Source organism: Limnohabitans radicicola, from assembly GCF_014837235.1.
GTDB classification, from domain to species: domain Bacteria; phylum Pseudomonadota; class Gammaproteobacteria; order Burkholderiales; family Burkholderiaceae_C; genus Limnohabitans_A; species Limnohabitans_A radicicola.
Window position 1 is genome coordinate 335,930 of the sequence record NZ_JACYFT010000003.1, and the last position, 18,763, is coordinate 354,692.

The following is an 18,763-nucleotide window of genomic DNA, read 5'->3' on the forward strand; positions in this document are numbered from 1 at the left end:
CCACCACAGGAGACCCACCATGCAGAAAGTCCTGCACATCAATCCGGACAAATGCACCGGCTGCTTGCAGTGTGAAATGGCCTGTTCTTTCGAGAACTACGGCACCTACGCCACCTCCAAGTCGCGCATCAAGGTGTTTGACTTCCACCACACAGGCAAAAAGGTCCCCTACACCTGCACCCAGTGCGACGAAGCCTGGTGCCTGCATGCTTGCCCGGTGGAGGCCATCACGGTCGACAAGGCCACCGGTGCCAAGGTCGTCAACGAATCCACCTGCGTGGGCTGCAAGGTCTGCACCATCGCCTGCCCGTTCGGCACGATCAACTACGTGCAGGAAACCGGCAAGGTGCAAAAGTGTGATCTGTGCGGCGGCGACCCGGCCTGTGCCGACGCCTGCCCAACGGGCGCCATCACCTTCGTCGATGCCAACTGGACCGGCATCGACAAAATGAAACAGTGGGCCGACAAGCTGGGCAATCAGCCCACAGCCGGTTAATTCCCCCCCACCCACAAGGAGCATCAACATGTCTTGGGCTGGAAAAATCCTCCGCGTCAACCTCACGGCTGGCACCGTCAAATCCGAACCGCTGAACATGGAGTGGGCCAAGGCCTACCTGGGCTCACGCGGATTGGGCAGCAAATACCTGATCAGTGAAGTCGACCCCAAAGTCGATCCGCTGTCGGCCGACAACAAGATCATCTGGGCCACCGGCCCGTTGACCGGCACCATGGCCTCCACGGGCGGCCGTTACACCGTCATCACCAAAGGCCCGCTCACCGGGGCCATTGCCTGCTCCAACTCGGGCGGCTACTGGGGCGCCGAGCTCAAAATGGCCGGCTGGGACATGGTCATCTTTGAAGGCAAGTCGGCCAAGCCGGTCTACCTCTACATCAACGACGATGTGGCCGAACTGCGCGACGCAGGCCACCTGTGGGGCCAGAGCGTCTGGAAGACCGAGGAAATCCTCAAGTCCAGCCTGCAGGACCCGTTGCTGCGCGTGTCCAGCATTGGCAAGGCCGGTGAAAACGGCGTGCTTTACGCCGCCGTGGTGAACGACCTGCACCGTGCGGCTGGCCGCTCGGGCGTAGGCACCGTCATGGGCAGCAAGAACCTCAAGGCCATTGCCGTGCGCGGCACCAAGGGCGTGGGCAATGTGCAAAACCCCAAGGCTTTCATGGCCGCGGCCAAGGCCGCCAAGAAGGTGCTGGCCGACAACGCTGTCACCGGCCAGGGCCTGCCCACCTACGGCACCCAGGTGCTGATGAACGTCATCAACGAAGTCGGCGCACTGCCTACGCGCAACCACCGCGATGTGCAGTTTGAAGGCGCGAAGGACATCTCGGCCGAAGCCATGGTCACGCCCCGCGCCACCGACGGCAAGAAGCACCTGGTGACCAACCAGGCCTGCTTTGGCTGCACCATCGCCTGCGGCCGCATCAGCAAGATCGACGAAGGCCACTTCTCGGTGCAGAACAAGCCCGAGTACTGGGGCGCATCGGGCGGCCTGGAGTACGAAGCCGCCTGGGCGCTGGGCGCGGCCAACGGCGTCAACGACCTGGAAGCCCTGCAATACGCCAACCTGATCTGCAACGAAGAAGGCTTTGACCCGATCAGTTTTGGCGCCACCATCGGCGCGGTGATGGAGCTGTACGAAATGGGTGTGCTCACCAAAGAGCAGATCGGCATCGAAGCGCCGTTCGGTTCTGCCAAGGCGCTGTGCGAGCTGGCCGACATGACGGCCAAAGGCATTGGCTTTGGCAAGGAAATCGGTCTGGGCTCCAAGCGCCTGACCGCCAAGTACGGCCACCCCGACCTGTCCATGAGCGTCAAGGGCCAGGAATTCCCGGCCTATGACGGCCGTGTGATCCAGGGCATCGGTCTGGCCTATGCCACCTCCAACCGCGGTGCCTGCCACCTGCGCGGCTACACCATCGCATCTGAAGTGCTGGGCATCCCGGTCAAGACCGAACCCACCGAGCACGAAGGCAAACCCGAACTGGTCAAGGCCTTCCAGGACGCCACGGCGGCGTTCGACTCGGCGGGTGTGTGCATCTTCACCAGCTTCGCCTGGACACTGGCCGATGTGGCCCCGCAAGTGCAGGCTGCTTGTGGTGAGGAGTTCACCATGGAGCACCTGGCCCACATCGGTGAGCGCATCTGGAACATGGAGCGCGAGTTCAACAACGCCGCAGGCTTCACGAAGGCCGACGACAACCTGCCCAAGCGCTTGCTGACCGAAGCCGCCAAGACCGGCCCCGGCAAAGGCATTGTGAGCAAGCTGCCCGAGATGCTGCCCAAGTACTACGATGCACGTGGTTGGGACAGCGAAGGCCGTCCCACAGCGGCCACCAAGGAACGTCTGGGCCTCTAAATCGCCCGGACTTGCAGCAAGAAGCGGCCCGAACAGGTCGCTTCTTTTTTGGAGAACACACCATGACCCATCATGTCATTCTGGGCGCTGGCCCTGCTGGCGTCATTGCCGCCGAAACCATCCGCAAGCACGCGCCTGCAGACACCATCACCCTGGTGGGGGACGAGCCCGATGCGCCGTACTCGCGCATGGCGATCCCTTATCTGCTGATTGGCAACATCGACGAGCGCGGCACTTACTTGCGCAAGTCGGCCAGCCATTTTGACGATTTGCGCATCAAGCAGGTCAAGGCGCGGGTGACGCTGGTCGATGCGCAGCGCAAGCAACTGCAGCTGGATAACGGCAGCACGCTGGCGTTTGACAAGCTGCTGATCGCGACCGGCTCGCACCCGGTTCGCCCACCGATCCCGGGCATGGACTTGCCCGGTGTGCACCCCTGCTGGACGCTGGCCGATGCCCGCGCCATCCAGGCCCTGGCCAAACCCGGTGCACGGGTCTTGCAAATGGGCGCGGGGTTCATTGGCTGCATCATCATGGAAGCGCTGGCCTCGCGGGGTGTGAAGCTCAGCGTGGTCGAGATGGGCGACCGCATGGTGCCGCGCATGATGGGTCCGGTGGCGGGCGGCATGATCCGCGACTGGTGCGAGGCCAAAGGTGTGCAGGTGTTCACCGGCACCAAGGTCGAGGCCATTGAATCCGGCGCGGACAAAGGACTGCTCGGCAAACTCGCAGCAGCCGTGGGCCTGTCTTCAGATGACGCGGGCGGCGCCCTGCGGGTGCGCCTGTCCAACGGTCAGACCATTGAAGCCGATCTGGTGATCAGCGCCACGGGCGTGCGCCCGGCCATCGGCTACCTCCAGGACAGCGGCATCACCTGTCTGCAGGGCGTGTTGACCGATGCCCGCATGCAGACCAATGTGCCCGGCATCTACGCCGCAGGCGACTGCGCTGAAGCCTTTGACAAGGTCAGCGGCAAGACCATCGTGAGCGCCATCCAGCCCAACGCGGCCGAGCAGGCCCGCGTGGCTGCGCTCAACATGGTAGGGCAGGACACCGAGCTCAAGGGCGTCACCCAGATCAACGTGCTCGACACGTTGGGGCTGATCTCCACCAGCTTTGGCAACTGGGAAGGCGTGGCAGACGGCGAACACGCGGCACTGACCGACCTGGCCGCAGGCCGCCACCTGAGCCTGCAGTTCAAGGGCGATGTGCTGATCGGCTGCAACAGCGTGGGCTGGACCGAGCACGTGGGCGTGATGCGCGGCCTGGTGGAAGGTCAGGTGCCACTGGGTGAGTGGAAAGACCGCCTGCTGCAGGACCCGACCCGACTGGTCGATGCCTACCTGGCCTGTGCCCAGGGGCAAGGTCAATGGGCAGGTGCACAGGATGCACGTCGCCGTTGAAGTGACAATCCCTGCATGAACATCACTTTCAAACTGTTTGCCACGCTCACCGACTACCTGCCGGCCGAGGTGCGTCGCAGCAACCAGATGGTGCTGGATGTGCCTGCCGATGCCACCATCCTGCAGATCATCGAGCCGTTTGGCCTGCCGCCCAAGCTGGTGCACCTGGTGCTGGTGAACGGCAAATACATCGCCCCCGAGGTGCGTGGTGCCACCACGTTGACCGAGGGCGATGTGCTCGCCATCTGGCCACCTGTGGCGGGCGGTTGAGGTCCGCCACGCGGGTCACAGTCTCGTGCAATCCCACTACCCCGAGCGCTTTGAGCGCGACATGGGCACCACCGAAACCGAATGGTTGACGGCTCTGCCCCGAGCGCTGGGTGAGCATGCTTTTGTGTTGGCTGAAGGTCAGGCGCGGGTGCAGATCGGGCAAGGCCAGCTGTTGCTGCAATGGCACCCGCTGCCCCCCCGTGTGATCGCGCTGCTGCGCATGCAGCGGCTGGCGGTGCAGTTTGTGTTCGAAGGAGTGGAAGAGGGTGATCGTCAGCGCTTCATGAAGCGCTTTGATTTGACGATGCAGCGGGGTGGGGGGTGAGTATGAACGAATCGCTCCGGGATTTGCAGAAGCCTCACGGGAGGATCAACGCCCCGAGAACATCTCCACGGTCTTGAGGCCCACCATGGTCAGCGCCAGCGAACCGAACAGGTGCACGCTGGCGGTGCTCAGGGCCAGCGCGTAGCGCGTTTGCAGCAGCAGGGTGACCACCTCGGCCGAAAAGCTGGAGAAGGTGGTCAGTGCGCCCAGAAAGCCGGTCACCAGCGTCAGCCGCCACAGTGGGTCGAGTTCAGGCCATTGCTGGAACACGCCCACGCACACGCCCACCAGATAGCCACCGATCAGGTTGGCTGCGAGAGTACCCCAAGGGATCAGGGCACTGCTGTGGCTGAGCCACAGGCCGAGTTGCCAGCGGGCGAGTGCGCCCAGGCAGGCACCGAAACAGATGGCAAGGACAGCATGCATGGGGGGTTATTGTAGGAGCGAGACTTCATCGCTGTGGGATGGGGGCGTCTGGGCACTTATCGCCGCGAGGGCGCGGCTCCTATACGAGGGTCAGAACGGCGGGTCGTCAGCGGCTGGCGCATCGCCGCAGGTCGGCGCTGCCGGGGCGTCGGGCAACGGCGCACCCCACTCTTGCTCGCCACCCAATGCCTCGATCAGGCCATCCAGCAGGGGGCCGAGCAGCCCGGTGGCCAAAATGACGTCCGAGTCAAAACGGTCTTCGTTTTTGTCGGTGCCCGCTTCGTCCATCACGCCGTCGAGAAACTGGACTTTTTTGAGCTGCAAAGTCTCGGTCAGCACAAAGCCCACGCGCCCGTCCCAGCTGAGCGCCAGTTGGGTGGGCAGCTTGCCTTCGAGCACGTGTTTGCGCACATCGTCGTTGGCCAGGTGGTGGCGTGTGAAGCGGATGCTGGCGGCGTCTTCGCCCGTGGCCTTGAGCACGCATTCACGCTCCACGCTCAGGTCGGCGGGCCAGTCTTCGGGGGCGGGGGCCAGCAACCATTCGGTCATGGCCGCCTGCGGTGTGGTGGCGGTCTGGATCAGGGCCACCGACAAGCCGGTGAAAGCCTTCATCAGCGCCGAGATGGCCTCATCGGCTTTGCCCTGGCTGCCGCTGTCCAGCACCAGGCGGCGCTGGGGCAGATCGATCCACACCAGCACGCTGGCTTGCCTGGGGAAAGCCTGAGGCAGCAGGGCCTGCAGAATGTCGTCCTGCAGGTCGCGTTTTTCCTTCTTGCCGGGTTTGCGGCCGGTAGCGGCCTCGATTTCGGTGATGCGCTCGTGCAGCTGGCGTCGCACCACGCTGCCGGGCACGGCTTTGGATTCGATCATGAGTTTGACCATCCATTGCCCACCCACGGATTCCACCAGGGGGCCGTGCGCTTCGCCTCGGGGCTCGATCCAGCCCACCGATTTGTCTTGCGTGGCACTGCACTCCACAAACCGCGCTGGTTGCAGCGCCGCTTCCACCTCGGAGAGGCTGGGGTTCCAGCCTTCACCGATGCGGTAAACCATCACATTCTTGAACATCCGTCACTCTTTCATGCCACCCGGGGCCAGCGCGGCATCTTACCGGAGTGGACGGCGTACTTTATTTGGCGACACCCATCAGCAGGTCGGGGACGATGGTGACGATGGACGGAAACACCGTGATCAGTCCGATGCCCACGATCATGCAGGCGAAAAAGGGCAGGGTCACGCGGGCGATGCGGTTGCTGTCGATGCCGGTCATGTTCTGCAGCACAAACAGGTTGAAGCCCACAGGCGGCGTGATCTCGGCGATCTCCACCAGCATGATGATGAAGATGCCAAACCAGACCAGGTCAAACCCGGCCTTCTGGATCATGGGCAGGACCACCGCGCTGGTCAGCACGATCATCGAGATGCCGTCGAGCGCCGTGCCCAGAATCAGGTACACCACCACCAGCACGGCGATCAGGCCATAAGGCGACAGGTTCAGGCTGTGCACAAACTCGGCCAGCTCACGCGGGATACCGGTGAAGGCCATGGTCTTGGTCAAGAAAGCCGCGCCCGCCAGGATGAACATGATCATGCAGCTCACGCGCGTGGCCCCGACCAGGCCTTGCCAGAAGTTGGCCCAGGTCAGGCTGCGCCCTGCGGCAGCGATGGCGAGCGACCCCAGCACGCCGTAGGCGGCGCATTCGGTTGCGGTGGCAATGCCCGCCACCAGCACCCAAACGATGAACACGATGAGCAAGCTGCAAGGAATCAGGCTGCCCGAGCGCCGCATTTTTTCCATGAAGGTGGTGGGCGCTTCGGCGGGTGGCACTTTGTCCGGGTTGCGCAGGCTCCACCAGATGATGTAGCCCGAGAACAGGCCCATCAGCAAAAAGCCGGGCAAAAAGCCTGCGAGGAACAAACGGATCACGCTGGCGTCTGCCGCCACCGCGTACACCACCATGGTGATGGACGGGGGAATCAAAATGCCCAAACCGCCCGCAGCGGCCAGTGAGCCCAGCGCGATGTTGCGGTCGTAGCCGCGCTTTTCCAGCTCGGGCAGGGCCACTTTGGCGATCGTGGCGCAGGTGGCTGCCGATGAGCCCGAGACCGAGCCGAAAATGCCGCAGCCCAAAATGGTGGTGTGCATCAAACGGCCTGGTACCTTGGACAGCCAGGGTGAGAGGCCGTCGAACATCTGCTCGGACAGTTTGGTGCGGTACAAAATCTCGCCCATCCAGATGAACATGGGCAGGGCCGCGAGTTCCCAGCTGGCCGAGGTTTCCCAGAAGGACGAAAACAGGTTCTTGCCGGGCAGGGTGTTGGTGAAAAACGCCTGACCGACCCAGCCCACAATCGCCAGTGTCATGGCGATCCAGACGCCGCCGCTGAGCATCAGCAGCATCAAAAACAGGAGCAGGCCCCCGATTTCCAGCAGGCCCATCACATCTCCTCGGAAAAATCACCGCGGGCGTGTCGTTCTTCGACACGCGCCACATAGCTGGGCTTGCCACCTCGGAACACGCACACGCATTCGTCGAGCACGGCAATCACCAGAATGGCCGAGCCGATCACAAAGCTCATTTGCGGAATCCAGATCGGGATCGCCACCATGTTGCCCGCGATGTCGTTGAACTCGTAGCTCTCCCAGGTGAAGCGCGCTGCCCAGTAACCCAGGTAGCCAATGGCCACGGCGGCCACCGCCAGGGAGACCAGCTCCAGCCAGCGGCGCACGGGGGCCGACACCGATTCGAGCACCAGCGTCACCCGCACAAAGTCACCGTTCCGGAAGCTGTAGGCCATGCCCAGAAAAGCCGCCGCCGCGCACAGCCAGGCCACGATGTCGTTGACCCAGGAGACGCGCCACTCGAACACGCGGCCCACCGAGGCGCCAATCATCAGGACCAGGATGGCCAGCACGCACAGGGCGGCCAGCTGGCCCCCCAGCGCGTACAGACCGTCCAGCAGACGCCGTGGGGTGTTGGCTTGTTCAGGCATGCCGACTCACTTGTGGTTGTAGGCGTCGACCAGGGCCTTGCCTTCGGCACCGGATTTTTCCAGCCATTCCTTGAGCATGGTGTCACCGACTTTCTTCATGTCGGCCTTGAGCTGGGGCGAGGGGGCGGTCACGGTCATGCCGTTGGCCTTGAGGGTGGCCAGCGTGGTGTCGTTGACCTTGCGCGACTCGGTCCAGCCACGGCTTTCAGCGTCGGCGGCGGCTTTCATCACGGCGTCCTGCGTGGCCTTGTCCAGGGCGTCAAAAGCCTTCTTGTTGGCGATCACCGCGTTTTTGGGCAACCAGGCCTGCACGTCGTAGTAATACTTGAGGTGTTCGTAGAGCTTGCTGTCCACCCCGGTGGCACCCGAGGTCATGGTCGATTCGACCACGCCCGTGGCCAGCGCCTGGGTGAATTCCGCCGCCTGCACGGTCACGGGCTGTGCACCCACGAGCTCGGCGATGCGGGCGGTGGACGGGCTGTAGGAGCGCCACTTGATGCCCTTGAGGTCGGCCGCGCTGTTGATCGGCTTTTTGCTGAAAATGCCTTGCGGTGGCCAGGCGACCGAGTACAGCAGCACCATGCCTTGCTCGGCAAGCTTTTTCTCCATCAAGGGCTTCTGAGCCTTGTAGAGCTTCATGCCCTCGTCGTAGCTGTCGGCCAAGAAGGGCAGGCCATCGGCGGCGTAGATGGGCCATTCATTGCTGAAGTTGGCCAGCAGGATTTCACCCGCCTGGGCCTGACCGCCCTGCACGGCGCGCTTGATCTCGGGGGCTTTGAACAGCGACGCGTTGGCATGCACCGTGATCTTGAGCTTGCCGCCAGAGGCTTTGTCCACGTCAGTGGCGAATTGCGCCAGGTTCAGGGAATGGAAGTTGGTGGCCGGGTAGGCGGCGGGCAGGTCCCATTTGGTCTGGGCCTGTGTGGCAACAGACAGCGTGATCGCAGTGGCCATCAGGCCCAGGTTCAATGTGCGGCGTTTCATGAAAGGACTCCTGAAAGGGGATGAGGGAACCGAGCAAGATGCGTACCTGCGATGTGCGTCAGGATGGTGCATCGCTTGTACACGACTGTAGGCGAGAAGCTGCAGCCTGCCGATGGGTGATTCCCCTGAGGGACTGCCCTGTGCGCGACAGCCGGGTAACATGACTGAATCATGAACGCATCCACCACCCCGACCCGCTGGCAATTCTGGATCGACCGCGGGGGCACCTTCACCGACATCGTGGGCAAGCGGCCTGACGGCACGCTGGTCACGCACAAGCTCTTGTCTGAAAACCCCGAGCAGTACCGTGACGCCGCGGTCGCTGGTATCCGCCACCTGCTGGGCTTGAAGGCCGGTGAGCCCGTCACGCCCGAGCAGGTGGAGTGCGTGAAGATGGGCACCACCGTGGCCACCAACGCGCTGCTGGAGCGCAAGGGTGAGCCCACGCTGCTGGTGACCACCCGGGGTTTCCGGGATGCGCTGCGCATTGCGTACCAGAACCGCCCCCGCCTGTTTGACCGCCAGATCGTGCTGCCCGAGCTGCTGTACGAGCGTGTGATCGAGGCCTGTGAGCGCGTGGGCGCGCATGGCGATGTGGTGGAGCCGCTCGATGAAGCGCACCTGCGCGAACGCCTGTGGGCCGCTTACGACGCGGGTTTGCGCAGTGTGGCCGTGGTCTTCATGCACGGCTACCGTTACACCGAGCATGAGCAGGCCGCTGCCCGCATCGCACGCGAAGTCGGCTTCACCCAGGTCAGCACCAGCCACGAGACCAGCCCGATGATGAAGTTCGTCAGCCGGGGCGACACCACCGTGGTGGACGCTTACCTCTCGCCCATCCTGCGCCGCTATGTGGACCAGGTGGCCAGCGAGATGCCGGGCGTCAAGCTGTTTTTCATGCAGTCCTCGGGCGGCCTGACCGACGCGCACGCCTTTCAGGGCAAGGACGCGATCCTGTCCGGCCCGGCGGGCGGTATTGTGGGCATGGCCCGCACGGCCGAACTGGCGGGTTGTGAGCGCGTGATCGGTTTCGACATGGGCGGCACCTCGACCGATGTGTCGCATTTCGCAGGCGAGTTCGAGCGCGAATTCGAGACCCAGGTGGCGGGCGTGCGCATGCGTGCGCCCATGATGAGCATCCACACCGTGGCGGCGGGCGGCGGCTCGATTCTGGCGTTTGACGGTGCGCGTTTTCGCGTCGGCCCCGAGAGCGCGGGCGCCAACCCTGGCCCGGCCAGCTACCGGCGCGGCGGGCCGCTGGCCGTGACCGACGCCAACGTGCTGCTGGGCAAGATCCAGCCCGCTTACTTTCCGAAAGTGTTCGGCCCGCAGGCCAACGAGGCCTTGAGTGCCGAGCCGGTGCGCGACCAGTTCAACGCACTGTCTGCACAGACGGGTCGCAGCGCCGAGGACGTGGCCGAGGGCTTCATCCGCATCGCGGTGCAGCAGATGGCCAACGCGATCAAGAAGATTTCGGTGGCGCGCGGTTACGACGTCACCCGCTACACCCTGCAGTGCTTTGGTGGGGCCGGCGGCCAGCACGCCTGCCTGGTGGCCGATGCCCTGGGCATGACCCGCGTGCTGGTGCACCCGCTCGCTGGCGTCCTCTCGGCCTACGGCATGGGCCTGGCCGACCAGAACCTGATCCGCGAGCAGGCGGTGGAGCTCCCGCTGGATGCGTCTGCCTTGTCGCAGATGGCGGTCCAGCTGGACGCGCTGGCCGAGCAGGCCAGCTCGGCCTTGCAAGCCCAGCAGCTGAGCCAGTCTGCCGTAGAGGTACGCCGCCGCGTGCATGTGCGCTACGAAGGCACCGATTCAGCGCTGGTGGTGCCCTTTGGCGATCTGGCCGCGATCCAGTTCGGCTTCGAGGCGGCGTACCGCCAGCGCTTTGCCTTTTTGATGCAGGGCAAACGCTTGATCGCGGAGGCCGTGTCGGTCGAGGCCGTGGTGGCGGGGGATGCGCCTGCCGAACCACGCCATGCCTTGCAGCCTTCGCGCGAAGTGCCGCGTCGCGACACGGTGCGCCTGTACAGCAGCGGTGCCTGGCACGAGGCCGCGCTGGTGGTGCGCGAAGACCTGCGCCCCGGCGACGAAGTGCAGGGCCCGGCCATCATTGCCGAGAAGAACGCGACCACGGTGGTCGAGCCCGAGTGGGCCGCTCGCCTGACCGAGCTGGACCACATCGTGCTGGAACGCCGGGTGCCGCGTGCGCAGACGTTTGCCGTGGGCACCACGGTGGACCCGGTGCTGCTGGAGGTGTTCAACAACCTGTTCATGAACATCGCCGAGCAGATGGGGCTGCAGCTGCAGAACACGGCCTACTCGGTCAACATCAAGGAACGTCTGGACTTTTCGTGTGCGCTGTTCAGCGCCGAGGGGCATCTGATCGCCAACGCGCCGCACATGCCGGTGCACCTGGGCTCGATGGGCGAAAGCATCCAGACCGTGATCCGCGACAACGCGGGCCGCATGCAGCCTGGCGACGTCTATGTGCTCAATGACCCCTACCACGGGGGCACGCACTTGCCGGACGTGACGGTCATCACGCCCGTGTTTCTGGATGGCATGGCCGAGCCGGTGTTTTATGTGGGCTCACGCGGTCACCACGCGGACGTGGGTGGGCTCACGCCGGGTTCGATGCCGCCGTTCTCGACCCGCATCGAAGAAGAGGGCGTGCAGATCCAGAACTTCAAGCTGGTGGACTGCGGGCGTCTGCGCGAGGCCGAGATGGTGGCGCTGCTGCAAAGTGGCGAGTACCCGAGCCGCAATCCGGCGCAGAACATGGCCGACCTGAAAGCCCAGATCGCTGCCAACGAGAAAGGGGTGCAGGAGCTGCGCCGCATGGTCGATCAGTTCAGCCTGCCTGTTGTGCAGGCCTACATGCGCCATGTGCAGGACAACGCCGAAGAGTCGGTGCGCCGCGTCATCACGCGCCTCAAAGATGGCCACTTCACCCTGCCGCTGGACAACGGCGCGCAGATCCAGGTGGCGGTGCGGGTCAACAGTGCACAGCGCAGCGCCGAGATCGACTTCACCGGCACCAGCGCCCAGCTGGCCAACAACTTCAACGCGCCGCGTGCGGTCTGCATGGCAGCGGTGCTGTACGTGTTCCGCACCCTGGTGGATGACGACATCCCGCTCAATGCGGGTTGCCTCAAGCCGCTCAGGGTCACCATTCCCGAAGGCTCCATGCTCAACCCCTTGCCACCGGCCTCGGTGGTGGCGGGCAATGTGGAAACGTCAACCTGCATCACCAATGCCCTCTTTGGCGCTTTGGGTGTGATGGCGGGCAGCCAGCCCACCATGAACAACTTCACCTTCGGCAATGCACGCTACCAGTACTACGAGACGATCTCGGGCGGCAGCGGCGCGGGCGGGCGCTTTGACGAGACGGGCGCACTCGTGGGCGGCTTTGACGGCACCTCGGTGGTGCAGACCCACATGACCAATTCGCGCCTGACCGACCCGGAGGTGCTGGAGTTCCGTTTCCCGGTGCAGCTGGAGAGCTACGCCATCCGCAAGGGCTCAGGCGGTGCCGGGCGCTGGCAGGGTGGCAACGGCGGCGTGCGCCGCATCCGCTTCCTGGAGCCGATGACGGCGGGCATCCTGTCCAACGGGCGCGTACATCCCGCTTTTGGCGCAGGTGGCGGCCAGCCGGGGCAGCCGGGCATCAACCGCGTGGTGCGTGCCAATGGCCAGACCGAGGTGCTGGGTCACATCGGCCAGACCGAGATGGCGGTGGGCGATGTGTTCGAGATCCACACGCCCGGGGGCGGTGGTTACGGCACCCTGTAGGAGCCGCGCGCCCCGCGGCGATCAAAGGTGATCAGCCCACAAGCCGTTCATCGCCCCGAGGGCGGGGCTCCCACAGGTGCCTTGTTGGGGTAAGGCTGGCCCTGCACGCGCAGGCCCTGCTCGGACAGTTGCGCGGCCTTTTTGGGGCCGATGCCCGGAGTGCGTTGCATCAGGTCTTTCCAGTCCCTGAAGGGGCGGCGCTCACGCTCTTGCAGGATCAGCCGCGTGGTGGAGGGGCCCAGGCCGCGCAGGCCATCGAGGTCGATTTCGCGGGCTTGTGCGATGTCCACCGTTTGGGCGCTGGCCCATGCGCTGGCCAGCAGCAGCCCCCATGCGAAGCGGTGCTTCATGTTGTTCTCCCTGCAGCCCTGCAGGTGCATGGCCGTGGCCCATTGTGCAAAAACCAGGGGCGGGAGGAAAGGGCTCAGAGTTCTTCGACGCGGCGGGGCGGGTAGCTGTCCCAGGCCTGGCAGCCGGGGCAGTGCCAGAAGTGTTCCTTGGCCTCGAAGCCGCAGGCGGCGCAGCGGTAACGGGCCAGCGGGCGGCTGGCGGTTTCCAGGGCTTTTTGCACCGCAGCAGGCACCGCCTGGTCTGCAGGCGCGCTGCTCAGCCAGCGTGTGGCCGCGATCAGCGAGGGGTGTTGCTGCAGGTGGTCCAGGTAGTGCTGGCGTGCCGAGCTGCTGGCGTCAGGGGTCTCCAGGCTGGTCAGCGCTTCCAGCACATCGACCGAGGGCTGGCGCGCGTAGTGCGCCTTCAGCAGGGCGGCGGCTTCGCTGGTCTTGCGGGCGCTCTGTGCGGCTTTGACCAGCGTGCTGGCCGCCAGCGGGGCGCTGGCATCGGTCTGGCTGAACAGGGGGGCCAGGCAGTCGTAGGCTTGGCTGGCCAGGTTTTGTGTCAGGTACAGCTGCCCGAGCAGGATACGGGGGCGTGGGGCCTCAGGGGTGTCGGCCACAGTGCGTGTCAGGATGTCCAGCGCTTGGGCCGCATCGCCTTTGGCATAGGCTTCACGTGCCTGTTCGCAGCGGTAGTGGGCCTGACGGATGCTGAAGCTGGCTTCGCCCGAGCGTTCGAGCAAGGCCGCCACCTGAGCGGCTTCGGGCCATTCGCGCGAGCGCTCGTAAATGGCCAGCCGCGCCAGCCGTGCCTGACCTTCAAAGGGCGTGCCTTCGAGCTTGCGCAAAGCGTCTTCTGCGCGGTCGAGCAAACCGGCTTTGAGGAAGTCCAGGGCCAGCCCATGCTGGGCGCGCTGGCGGTCTGCGGTGCTCAGGTCACCGCGTGAGAGCAGGTGCTCGTGCACGCGCACGGCGCGGTCGTATTCGCCCCGGCGGCGAAACAGGTTGCCCAGGGCAAAGTGCAGCTCGGAGGTGTCGGGGTCGTTTTGCACGGCCTCGATGAAGGCGTCGATGGCCTGGTCCTGCTGTTCGTTGAGCAGGTAGTTCAGGCCCTTGAAATACGCACGTGGCGCTTGGCGGTTGTTGATGCGCAGCTGGCGCAGGTCCAGGCGCGAAGCCAGCCAGCCCAGGCCAAATGCCACGGGCAAGCCGATCAGGATCCAGGTGAGGTCAAGTTCCATCGCGGGCCTCGGCGGTCGTGGGCGATTCGGCGGCTTGTACCGCCTGGCGGGCGGCCTGTCGGTGACGCCACCAGCGCGGCACCATGCCCAGCACGCCCACGGCCAGGCCCATGGCGAATGCCGTCAGCACGACCAGTACGGTGGGCGCTGGCCAGTAAGTGCCAAAAAAGAAATTGACACGCGTTTCCTGCTGGTTGTTCAGCGCGAAAGCAAAGAGGGTGAAGAAAACAGCTGCCTTCAGTAGCCACTGGAGCAGCCGCAGCAATCGTTTCATCTGAGGACCTTGGAGCCTGGGTTCATTCTAGCGGCACGGCTGTGGGCCCAAAGCGGCCTGCTGCGTGCGGTGCGCCTCAGAGGTCGGCAGGCGTGGGGGGCACGGGCGTGCCCGCATCGACGGCTTCGCGCAGGGCCTTGCCGGGTTTGAAATGCGGAACGCGTTTTTCGGGAATCATGACGCTCTCGCCTGAGCGCGGATTGCGACCCACACGCGGGGGGCGGCGGTTGATCGAGAAGCTGCCAAAACCCCGGATTTCGATGCGGTGACCGCGCACCAGCGCATCGCTCATGGCGTCGAGCACCGTCTTGACGGCCAGTTCGGCGTCCCGGTGGGTCAACTGCGAAAAGCGGGCAGCCAGTTCTTCAACAAGGTCAGAGCGTGTCATGGCAAAACGGGTCAGCAGGTGAGCCTGAAAATGCAGGACTCAAAAAAAGCCTGCCCCGAGGGGCAGGCTTGATGGGGTCACAACCGATGCAGGATCAGTTGTTGTCCAGCTTGGCGCGCAGCAGGGCGCCCAGGCTGGTGGTGCCGGCATTGTCGCTCTTGGCTTGCTGCGACAGCGAAGCCATGGCTTCTTGCTGGTCTGCCTGGTCTTTGGCCTTGATCGACAGCTGGATGTTGCGGGTCTTGCGGTCCACGTTCACCACGACAGCGGTCACTTCGTCGCCGACTTTGAGCACGTGGCTGGCGTCTTCCACGCGGTCACGCGAGATTTCGGAGACGCGCAGGTAACCCACGATGTCTTCGCCCAGGTCGATTTCAGCGCCCTTGGCATCCACGGACTTGACCTTGCCGGTGACGATCTGGCCTTTGTCGTTGATGGATGTGAAGGTGGTGAAAGGATCGGAGTCGAGCTGTTTGATGCCCAAGCTGATGCGCTCGCGGTCCACGTCCACGGCCAACACGATGGCTTCGACTTCTTGGCCCTTCTTGAATTCGCGCACGGCGTTTTCGCCAGACTCGTTCCAGGACAGGTCAGACAGGTGCACCAGGCCGTCGATGCCGGCAGCCAGACCCACGAACACGCCGAAGTCGGTGATGGACTTGATCGGGCCCTTGACGCGGTCGCCACGCTTGGTGTTTTGCGCGAATTCTTGCCATGGGTTGGCACGGCACTGCTTCATGCCCAAGCTGATGCGGCGCTTGTCTTCGTCGATCTCGAGGACCATGACTTCGACTTCGTCGCCCAGGGACACGATCTTGGAAGGGGCCACATTCTTGTTGGTCCAGTCCATTTCAGACACGTGCACCAAGCCTTCGATGCCGGGTTCCAGTTCCACAAACGCGCCGTAGTCGGCGATGTTGGTGATCTTGCCGAACATGCGGGTGCTTTGTGGGTAGCGGCGGTTCACGCCCATCCAAGGGTCGTCGCCCATCTGCTTGAGGCCCAAGGACACGCGGTTTTTCTCGGTGTCGAACTTGAGGATCTTGGCGGTGATTTCCTGACCGGCGGTGACCACTTCGGAGGGGTGACGGACACGGCGCCATGCCATGTCGGTGATGTGCAGCAAACCGTCGATGCCGCCCAAGTCCACGAACGCACCGTATTCGGTGATGTTCTTGACCACGCCTTGAACGATGGAGCCTTCTTTCAGGGTTTCCATCAGCTTGGCGCGCTCTTCGCCCATGGAGGCTTCCACCACAGCGCGGCGGCTCAGCACCACGTTGTTGCGCTTGCGGTCGAGCTTGATGACCTTGAATTCCAGGGTCTTGTTTTCGTAGGGTGTCAGGTCCTTGGTGGGACGGGTGTCAACCAGCGAACCGGGCAGGAAGGCGCGGATGCCGTTGACCAGAACGGTCAGACCGCCCTTGACCTTGCCGCTGGTGGTGCCGGTGACGAATTCGCCCGATTCCAGGGCTTTTTCCAGAGACAGCCACGAAGCCAGACGCTTGGCGGTGTCGCGGCTCAGGATGGTGTCGCCGTAGCCGTTTTCGATGGAGCCGATGGCCACGGAAACAAAGTCGCCGACCTGGACTTCGACTTCACCCTGGTCGTTCTTGAACTCTTCGAGGGGCACGTAGGACTCGGACTTGAGACCGGCGTTGACGACCACGAAGTTGTGTTCGATGCGCACCACTTCAGCGGTGATGACTTCACCGGGGCGCATTTCGGTACGTTGCAGGGATTCCTCAAAGAGGGCGGCAAAAGATTCAGACATGTGATTTCCTCATCCACAAACAGGACTGACGAGCGCAACATGCGTCGTTTCCAGGAGCTGACTGTGGCGATTGGTTTGCGGTGTGAACCGCGGTCAGGTTGAACAACCCACACCGCCGATGTGCCTGTCGGCACGGAAGGGAGCGGTGTGGACCACTGTGAGCTGCTGACAAGTCAGCGGCTCTTGCCTTGCCACCAGTCCAAAACCTGCGCCACCGAGTCTTCGATGGAGAGGCTGGAGTTGTCCAGTTGCAAAGCATCTTGCGCGGGCTGGAGGGGCGAGGCACTGCGGGACATGTCCCGGGCGTCGCGCGCTTCCAAATCTGCGCGAAGACTCTCGATGTTAGCCGAAAAACCCTTAGAAATCAATTGCTTATGCCGTCTTTCGGCCCTTTTTGCAGCACTGGCGGTCAAAAACACCTTCAAAGCGGCGTTTGGGAAGATCACGGTGCCCATGTCGCGGCCGTCGGCCAGGAGGCCCGGCAGGCGTCGGAAACTGTGCTGCAGGGCGACCAGCGCCTCGCGCACGGCAGGCAACACCGAGACTTTGGAGGCGTTCATGCCGCCTTGTTCGCTGCGGATCGCATCGGTCACATCCACGTTGTTCAGCAGCACCTGCTCGCCTTCAAAACGCACGGGCAGCTGGCGGGCGAGGTCGGCGATCTTCGCTTCGTCGGCGGCTTCGAGCGTCAGGCCCGCTTGCAAAGCGGCGTGGGCGGTCACGCGGTAGAGCGCGCCCGAGTCCAGGTAGTGGTAACCGAGTTGCGCAGCCACGCGGCTGGCGAGCGTCCCTTTGCCCGAGGCGGTGGGGCCGTCGATGCAGATGACCGGGATGTTCGCGGCCGCTGTGTGCGCCACCGAAAACAGGGCCTCGAAGTAGTCGGGGAAGGTCTTGGCGACGCACTTGGGGTCTTCGATGCGCACCGGGATCTGGTCGGGGTTGAAGGCCGCCAGCGAGAAACACATGGCCACGCGGTGGTCGTCATAGGTGTGGATGCTGGCGCGTTGCCACTGGCCCGCAGGCAGGGGGTGGATGGTGATCCAGTCCGGGCCTTCCTCGACGATGGCGCCCAGCTTGCGGCTTTCGTTGGCCATGGCCGCAATCCGGTCGGTTTCTTTCACCCGCCAGCTGGCGATGTTGCGCAGCGTGGTCGGGCCGTCGGCGTACAGCGCCATCACGGCCAGCGTCATGGCGGCATCTGGGATGTGGTTGCAGTCGAGGGTGATCCCTTTGAGCGGCCAGGCGCCGCGGTTGATTTCGAGCCAGTTGGGGCCGCTGGTGATTTGGGCACCCATTTGTGCTGCAGCGTCCATGAAGCGGATGTCGCCTTGGATCGAATCGGCGCCCACACCCTGGATGCGGATGCCTTTGCCCTGGGAGCCTTTAGAAGGATCGCCTGCGGCGATGGCCCCCAGCGCGATGAAGTAGCTGGCCGAAGAGGCGTCGGCTTCGACATGGATCGTGCCAGGCGATTGGTAGCGGCTGCCTGCCGGGATGACAAAGCGCTCCCAGCCTTGGCGCTCCACTGCAATGCCGTAGCGGGCCAACAGATTGAGCGTGATCTCGATGTAGGGCTTGCTGATGAGCTCGCCCACCACTTCGATGGTGATGGCGCGGTCCTGGGCCGCCAAGGGCAGCGCCATCAGCAAAGCGGTGAGGAACTGGCTGGACACATCGCCACGCACGGGAATGGGTTTGTCCAGCTGGAGTGTTGGCTGGCGCACACGAAGGGGCGGGTAGCCTTCGTTGCCCAGGTAGTCGATGGTGCAGCCCAACTCGCGCAGGGCGTCCACCAGGTCGCCGATAGGGCGCTCGTGCATGCGGGGCACCCCCTTGAGGGTGAAGTCACCGCCCTGAACAGCCAGTGCGGCAGTCAGCGGGCGCATGGCCGTGCCGGCATTGCCCATGAAAAATTCAATCGCTTCTCTGGGCCAGGCGCAGCCGCCCAATCCCGTGATGGTCACAGTGGTGCCATCGACAAGAACATCGCAGCCCAGTTGGCGCAGTGCGGCCAGCATTACACGGGTGTCGTCCGAGTCCAGCAGGTCGTGGACCACGGTGGTGCCCTGGCACAGCGCCGAGAGCAGCAGCACGCGGTTGGAGATGCTTTTGGAGCCAGGCAGGGTGACGGTGCCGGACGCACCTTGCAGGGCAGGAAGGTCGAGGAAAGCGGTGGAGAACATGG

The 18,763-nt window shown here is 64.1% G+C and carries 17 protein-coding genes; 6 read left to right on the forward strand and 11 right to left on the reverse strand.

Annotation, left to right across the window (positions count from 1 at the left end):
* Window positions 1-19 precede the first annotated feature (19 nt).
* From IC609_RS14220 to IC609_RS14240, 5 genes are all read left to right on the forward strand, one after another.
* Window positions 20-496: a 4Fe-4S dicluster domain-containing protein gene (locus IC609_RS14220; protein WP_108311570.1), complete on the forward strand. Its 477-nt coding sequence runs from the start codon at window positions 20-22 to the stop codon at window positions 494-496.
* A 28-nt stretch (window positions 497-524) separates the two neighbouring features.
* A complete protein-coding gene (locus IC609_RS14225; RefSeq protein ID WP_191820176.1) occupies window positions 525-2,372 on the forward strand; it encodes an aldehyde ferredoxin oxidoreductase family protein in 1,848 nt (615 codons plus the stop codon).
* Window positions 2,373-2,434: 62 nt separating this feature from the next.
* Window positions 2,435-3,775 (forward strand): NAD(P)/FAD-dependent oxidoreductase, encoded by a 1,341-nt coding sequence (locus IC609_RS14230; protein ID WP_191820177.1) that lies wholly within the window; start codon window positions 2,435-2,437, stop codon window positions 3,773-3,775.
* Between the two features lie 15 nt (window positions 3,776-3,790).
* Window positions 3,791-4,045 (forward strand): sulfur carrier protein ThiS, encoded by a 255-nt coding sequence (gene thiS, locus IC609_RS14235; protein ID WP_191820178.1) that lies wholly within the window; start codon window positions 3,791-3,793, stop codon window positions 4,043-4,045.
* A 25-nt stretch (window positions 4,046-4,070) separates the two neighbouring features.
* Window positions 4,071-4,370 (forward strand): hypothetical protein, encoded by a 300-nt coding sequence (locus IC609_RS14240; protein WP_191820179.1) that lies wholly within the window; start codon window positions 4,071-4,073, stop codon window positions 4,368-4,370.
* Between the two features lie 45 nt (window positions 4,371-4,415).
* On the opposite strand, the gene crcB is transcribed toward IC609_RS14240, so the two are convergent.
* From crcB to IC609_RS14265, 5 genes are all read right to left on the reverse strand, one after another.
* Entirely contained in the window at window positions 4,416-4,796 is a 381-nt protein-coding gene (gene crcB / locus IC609_RS14245; protein ID WP_191820180.1) for a fluoride efflux transporter CrcB, read from the reverse strand.
* A gap of 90 nt (window positions 4,797-4,886) precedes the next feature.
* The gene (locus IC609_RS14250; RefSeq protein WP_191820181.1) at window positions 4,887-5,864 is read right to left on the reverse strand and encodes a recombination-associated protein RdgC; all 978 of its coding nucleotides are present in this window, start codon (window positions 5,862-5,864) and stop codon (window positions 4,887-4,889) included.
* A 61-nt stretch (window positions 5,865-5,925) separates the two neighbouring features.
* Complete coding sequence (locus IC609_RS14255; protein WP_191820182.1) at window positions 5,926-7,236, reverse strand: TRAP transporter large permease; 1,311 nt, start codon at window positions 7,234-7,236, stop codon at window positions 5,926-5,928.
* A complete protein-coding gene (locus tag IC609_RS14260) occupies window positions 7,236-7,790 on the reverse strand; it encodes a TRAP transporter small permease (protein ID WP_191820183.1) in 555 nt (184 codons plus the stop codon). Before IC609_RS14260 ends, IC609_RS14255 begins: the two co-directional genes overlap by 1 nt.
* A 6-nt stretch (window positions 7,791-7,796) precedes the next feature.
* Window positions 7,797-8,774 (reverse strand): TRAP transporter substrate-binding protein, encoded by a 978-nt coding sequence (locus IC609_RS14265; RefSeq protein WP_191820184.1) that lies wholly within the window; start codon window positions 8,772-8,774, stop codon window positions 7,797-7,799.
* A 171-nt stretch (window positions 8,775-8,945) separates the two neighbouring features.
* Between IC609_RS14265 and IC609_RS14270 the strand changes: the two genes are divergently transcribed.
* Window positions 8,946-12,569 (forward strand): hydantoinase B/oxoprolinase family protein, encoded by a 3,624-nt coding sequence (locus IC609_RS14270; RefSeq protein ID WP_191820185.1) that lies wholly within the window; start codon window positions 8,946-8,948, stop codon window positions 12,567-12,569.
* Between the two features lie 47 nt (window positions 12,570-12,616).
* Here IC609_RS14270 and IC609_RS14275 read toward each other — a convergent pair whose 3' ends face one another.
* From IC609_RS14275 to IC609_RS14300, 6 genes are all read right to left on the reverse strand, one after another.
* Window positions 12,617-12,919 carry a ComEA family DNA-binding protein gene (locus tag IC609_RS14275; protein WP_191820186.1) on the reverse strand — a complete coding sequence of 101 codons (303 nt, stop codon included), beginning with the start codon at window positions 12,917-12,919 and terminating at the stop codon, window positions 12,617-12,619.
* 74 nt (window positions 12,920-12,993) lie between these two features.
* Window positions 12,994-14,142, reverse strand: coding sequence for a lipopolysaccharide assembly protein LapB (gene lapB, locus IC609_RS14280; RefSeq protein WP_191820187.1), 1,149 nt, complete (start codon window positions 14,140-14,142; stop codon window positions 12,994-12,996).
* Window positions 14,132-14,404 carry a LapA family protein gene (locus tag IC609_RS14285; RefSeq protein ID WP_191820239.1) on the reverse strand — a complete coding sequence of 91 codons (273 nt, stop codon included), beginning with the start codon at window positions 14,402-14,404 and terminating at the stop codon, window positions 14,132-14,134. The genes lapB and IC609_RS14285 overlap by 11 nt, the downstream gene beginning before the upstream one ends.
* A gap of 88 nt (window positions 14,405-14,492) precedes the next feature.
* Entirely contained in the window at window positions 14,493-14,819 is a 327-nt protein-coding gene (locus tag IC609_RS14290) for an integration host factor subunit beta (RefSeq protein WP_191820240.1), read from the reverse strand.
* Between the two features lie 79 nt (window positions 14,820-14,898).
* Complete coding sequence (gene rpsA / locus IC609_RS14295) at window positions 14,899-16,578, reverse strand: 30S ribosomal protein S1 (protein ID WP_191820188.1); 1,680 nt, start codon at window positions 16,576-16,578, stop codon at window positions 14,899-14,901.
* A gap of 173 nt (window positions 16,579-16,751) precedes the next feature.
* Window positions 16,752-18,761 carry a bifunctional 3-phosphoshikimate 1-carboxyvinyltransferase/cytidylate kinase gene (locus IC609_RS14300; RefSeq protein WP_191820189.1) on the reverse strand — a complete coding sequence of 670 codons (2,010 nt, stop codon included), beginning with the start codon at window positions 18,759-18,761 and terminating at the stop codon, window positions 16,752-16,754.
* Window positions 18,762-18,763: the final 2 nt, after the last annotated feature.

Bases quoted from the DNA above. Each gene is read 5' to 3' on its own strand.
- IC609_RS14220 (WP_108311570.1), top strand. From the start codon at position 20: ATGCAGAAAGTCCTGCACATCAATCCGGACAAATGCACCGGCTGCTTG.
- IC609_RS14225 (WP_191820176.1), top strand. From the start codon at position 525: ATGTCTTGGGCTGGAAAAATCCTCCGCGTCAACCTCACGGCTGGCACC.
- IC609_RS14230 (WP_191820177.1), top strand. From the start codon at position 2,435: ATGACCCATCATGTCATTCTGGGCGCTGGCCCTGCTGGCGTCATTGCC.
- thiS (WP_191820178.1), top strand. From the start codon at position 3,791: ATGAACATCACTTTCAAACTGTTTGCCACGCTCACCGACTACCTGCCG.
- crcB (WP_191820180.1), bottom strand. From the start codon at position 4,796: ATGCATGCTGTCCTTGCCATCTGTTTCGGTGCCTGCCTGGGCGCACTC.
- IC609_RS14250 (WP_191820181.1), bottom strand. From the start codon at position 5,864: ATGTTCAAGAATGTGATGGTTTACCGCATCGGTGAAGGCTGGAACCCC.
- IC609_RS14255 (WP_191820182.1), bottom strand. From the start codon at position 7,236: ATGGGCCTGCTGGAAATCGGGGGCCTGCTCCTGTTTTTGATGCTGCTG.
- IC609_RS14260 (WP_191820183.1), bottom strand. From the start codon at position 7,790: ATGCCTGAACAAGCCAACACCCCACGGCGTCTGCTGGACGGTCTGTAC.
- IC609_RS14265 (WP_191820184.1), bottom strand. From the start codon at position 8,774: ATGAAACGCCGCACATTGAACCTGGGCCTGATGGCCACTGCGATCACG.
- IC609_RS14270 (WP_191820185.1), top strand. From the start codon at position 8,946: ATGAACGCATCCACCACCCCGACCCGCTGGCAATTCTGGATCGACCGC.
- IC609_RS14275 (WP_191820186.1), bottom strand. From the start codon at position 12,919: ATGAAGCACCGCTTCGCATGGGGGCTGCTGCTGGCCAGCGCATGGGCC.
- lapB (WP_191820187.1), bottom strand. From the start codon at position 14,142: ATGGAACTTGACCTCACCTGGATCCTGATCGGCTTGCCCGTGGCATTT.
- rpsA (WP_191820188.1), bottom strand. From the start codon at position 16,578: ATGTCTGAATCTTTTGCCGCCCTCTTTGAGGAATCCCTGCAACGTACC.
- IC609_RS14300 (WP_191820189.1), bottom strand. From the start codon at position 18,761: ATGTTCTCCACCGCTTTCCTCGACCTTCCTGCCCTGCAAGGTGCGTCC.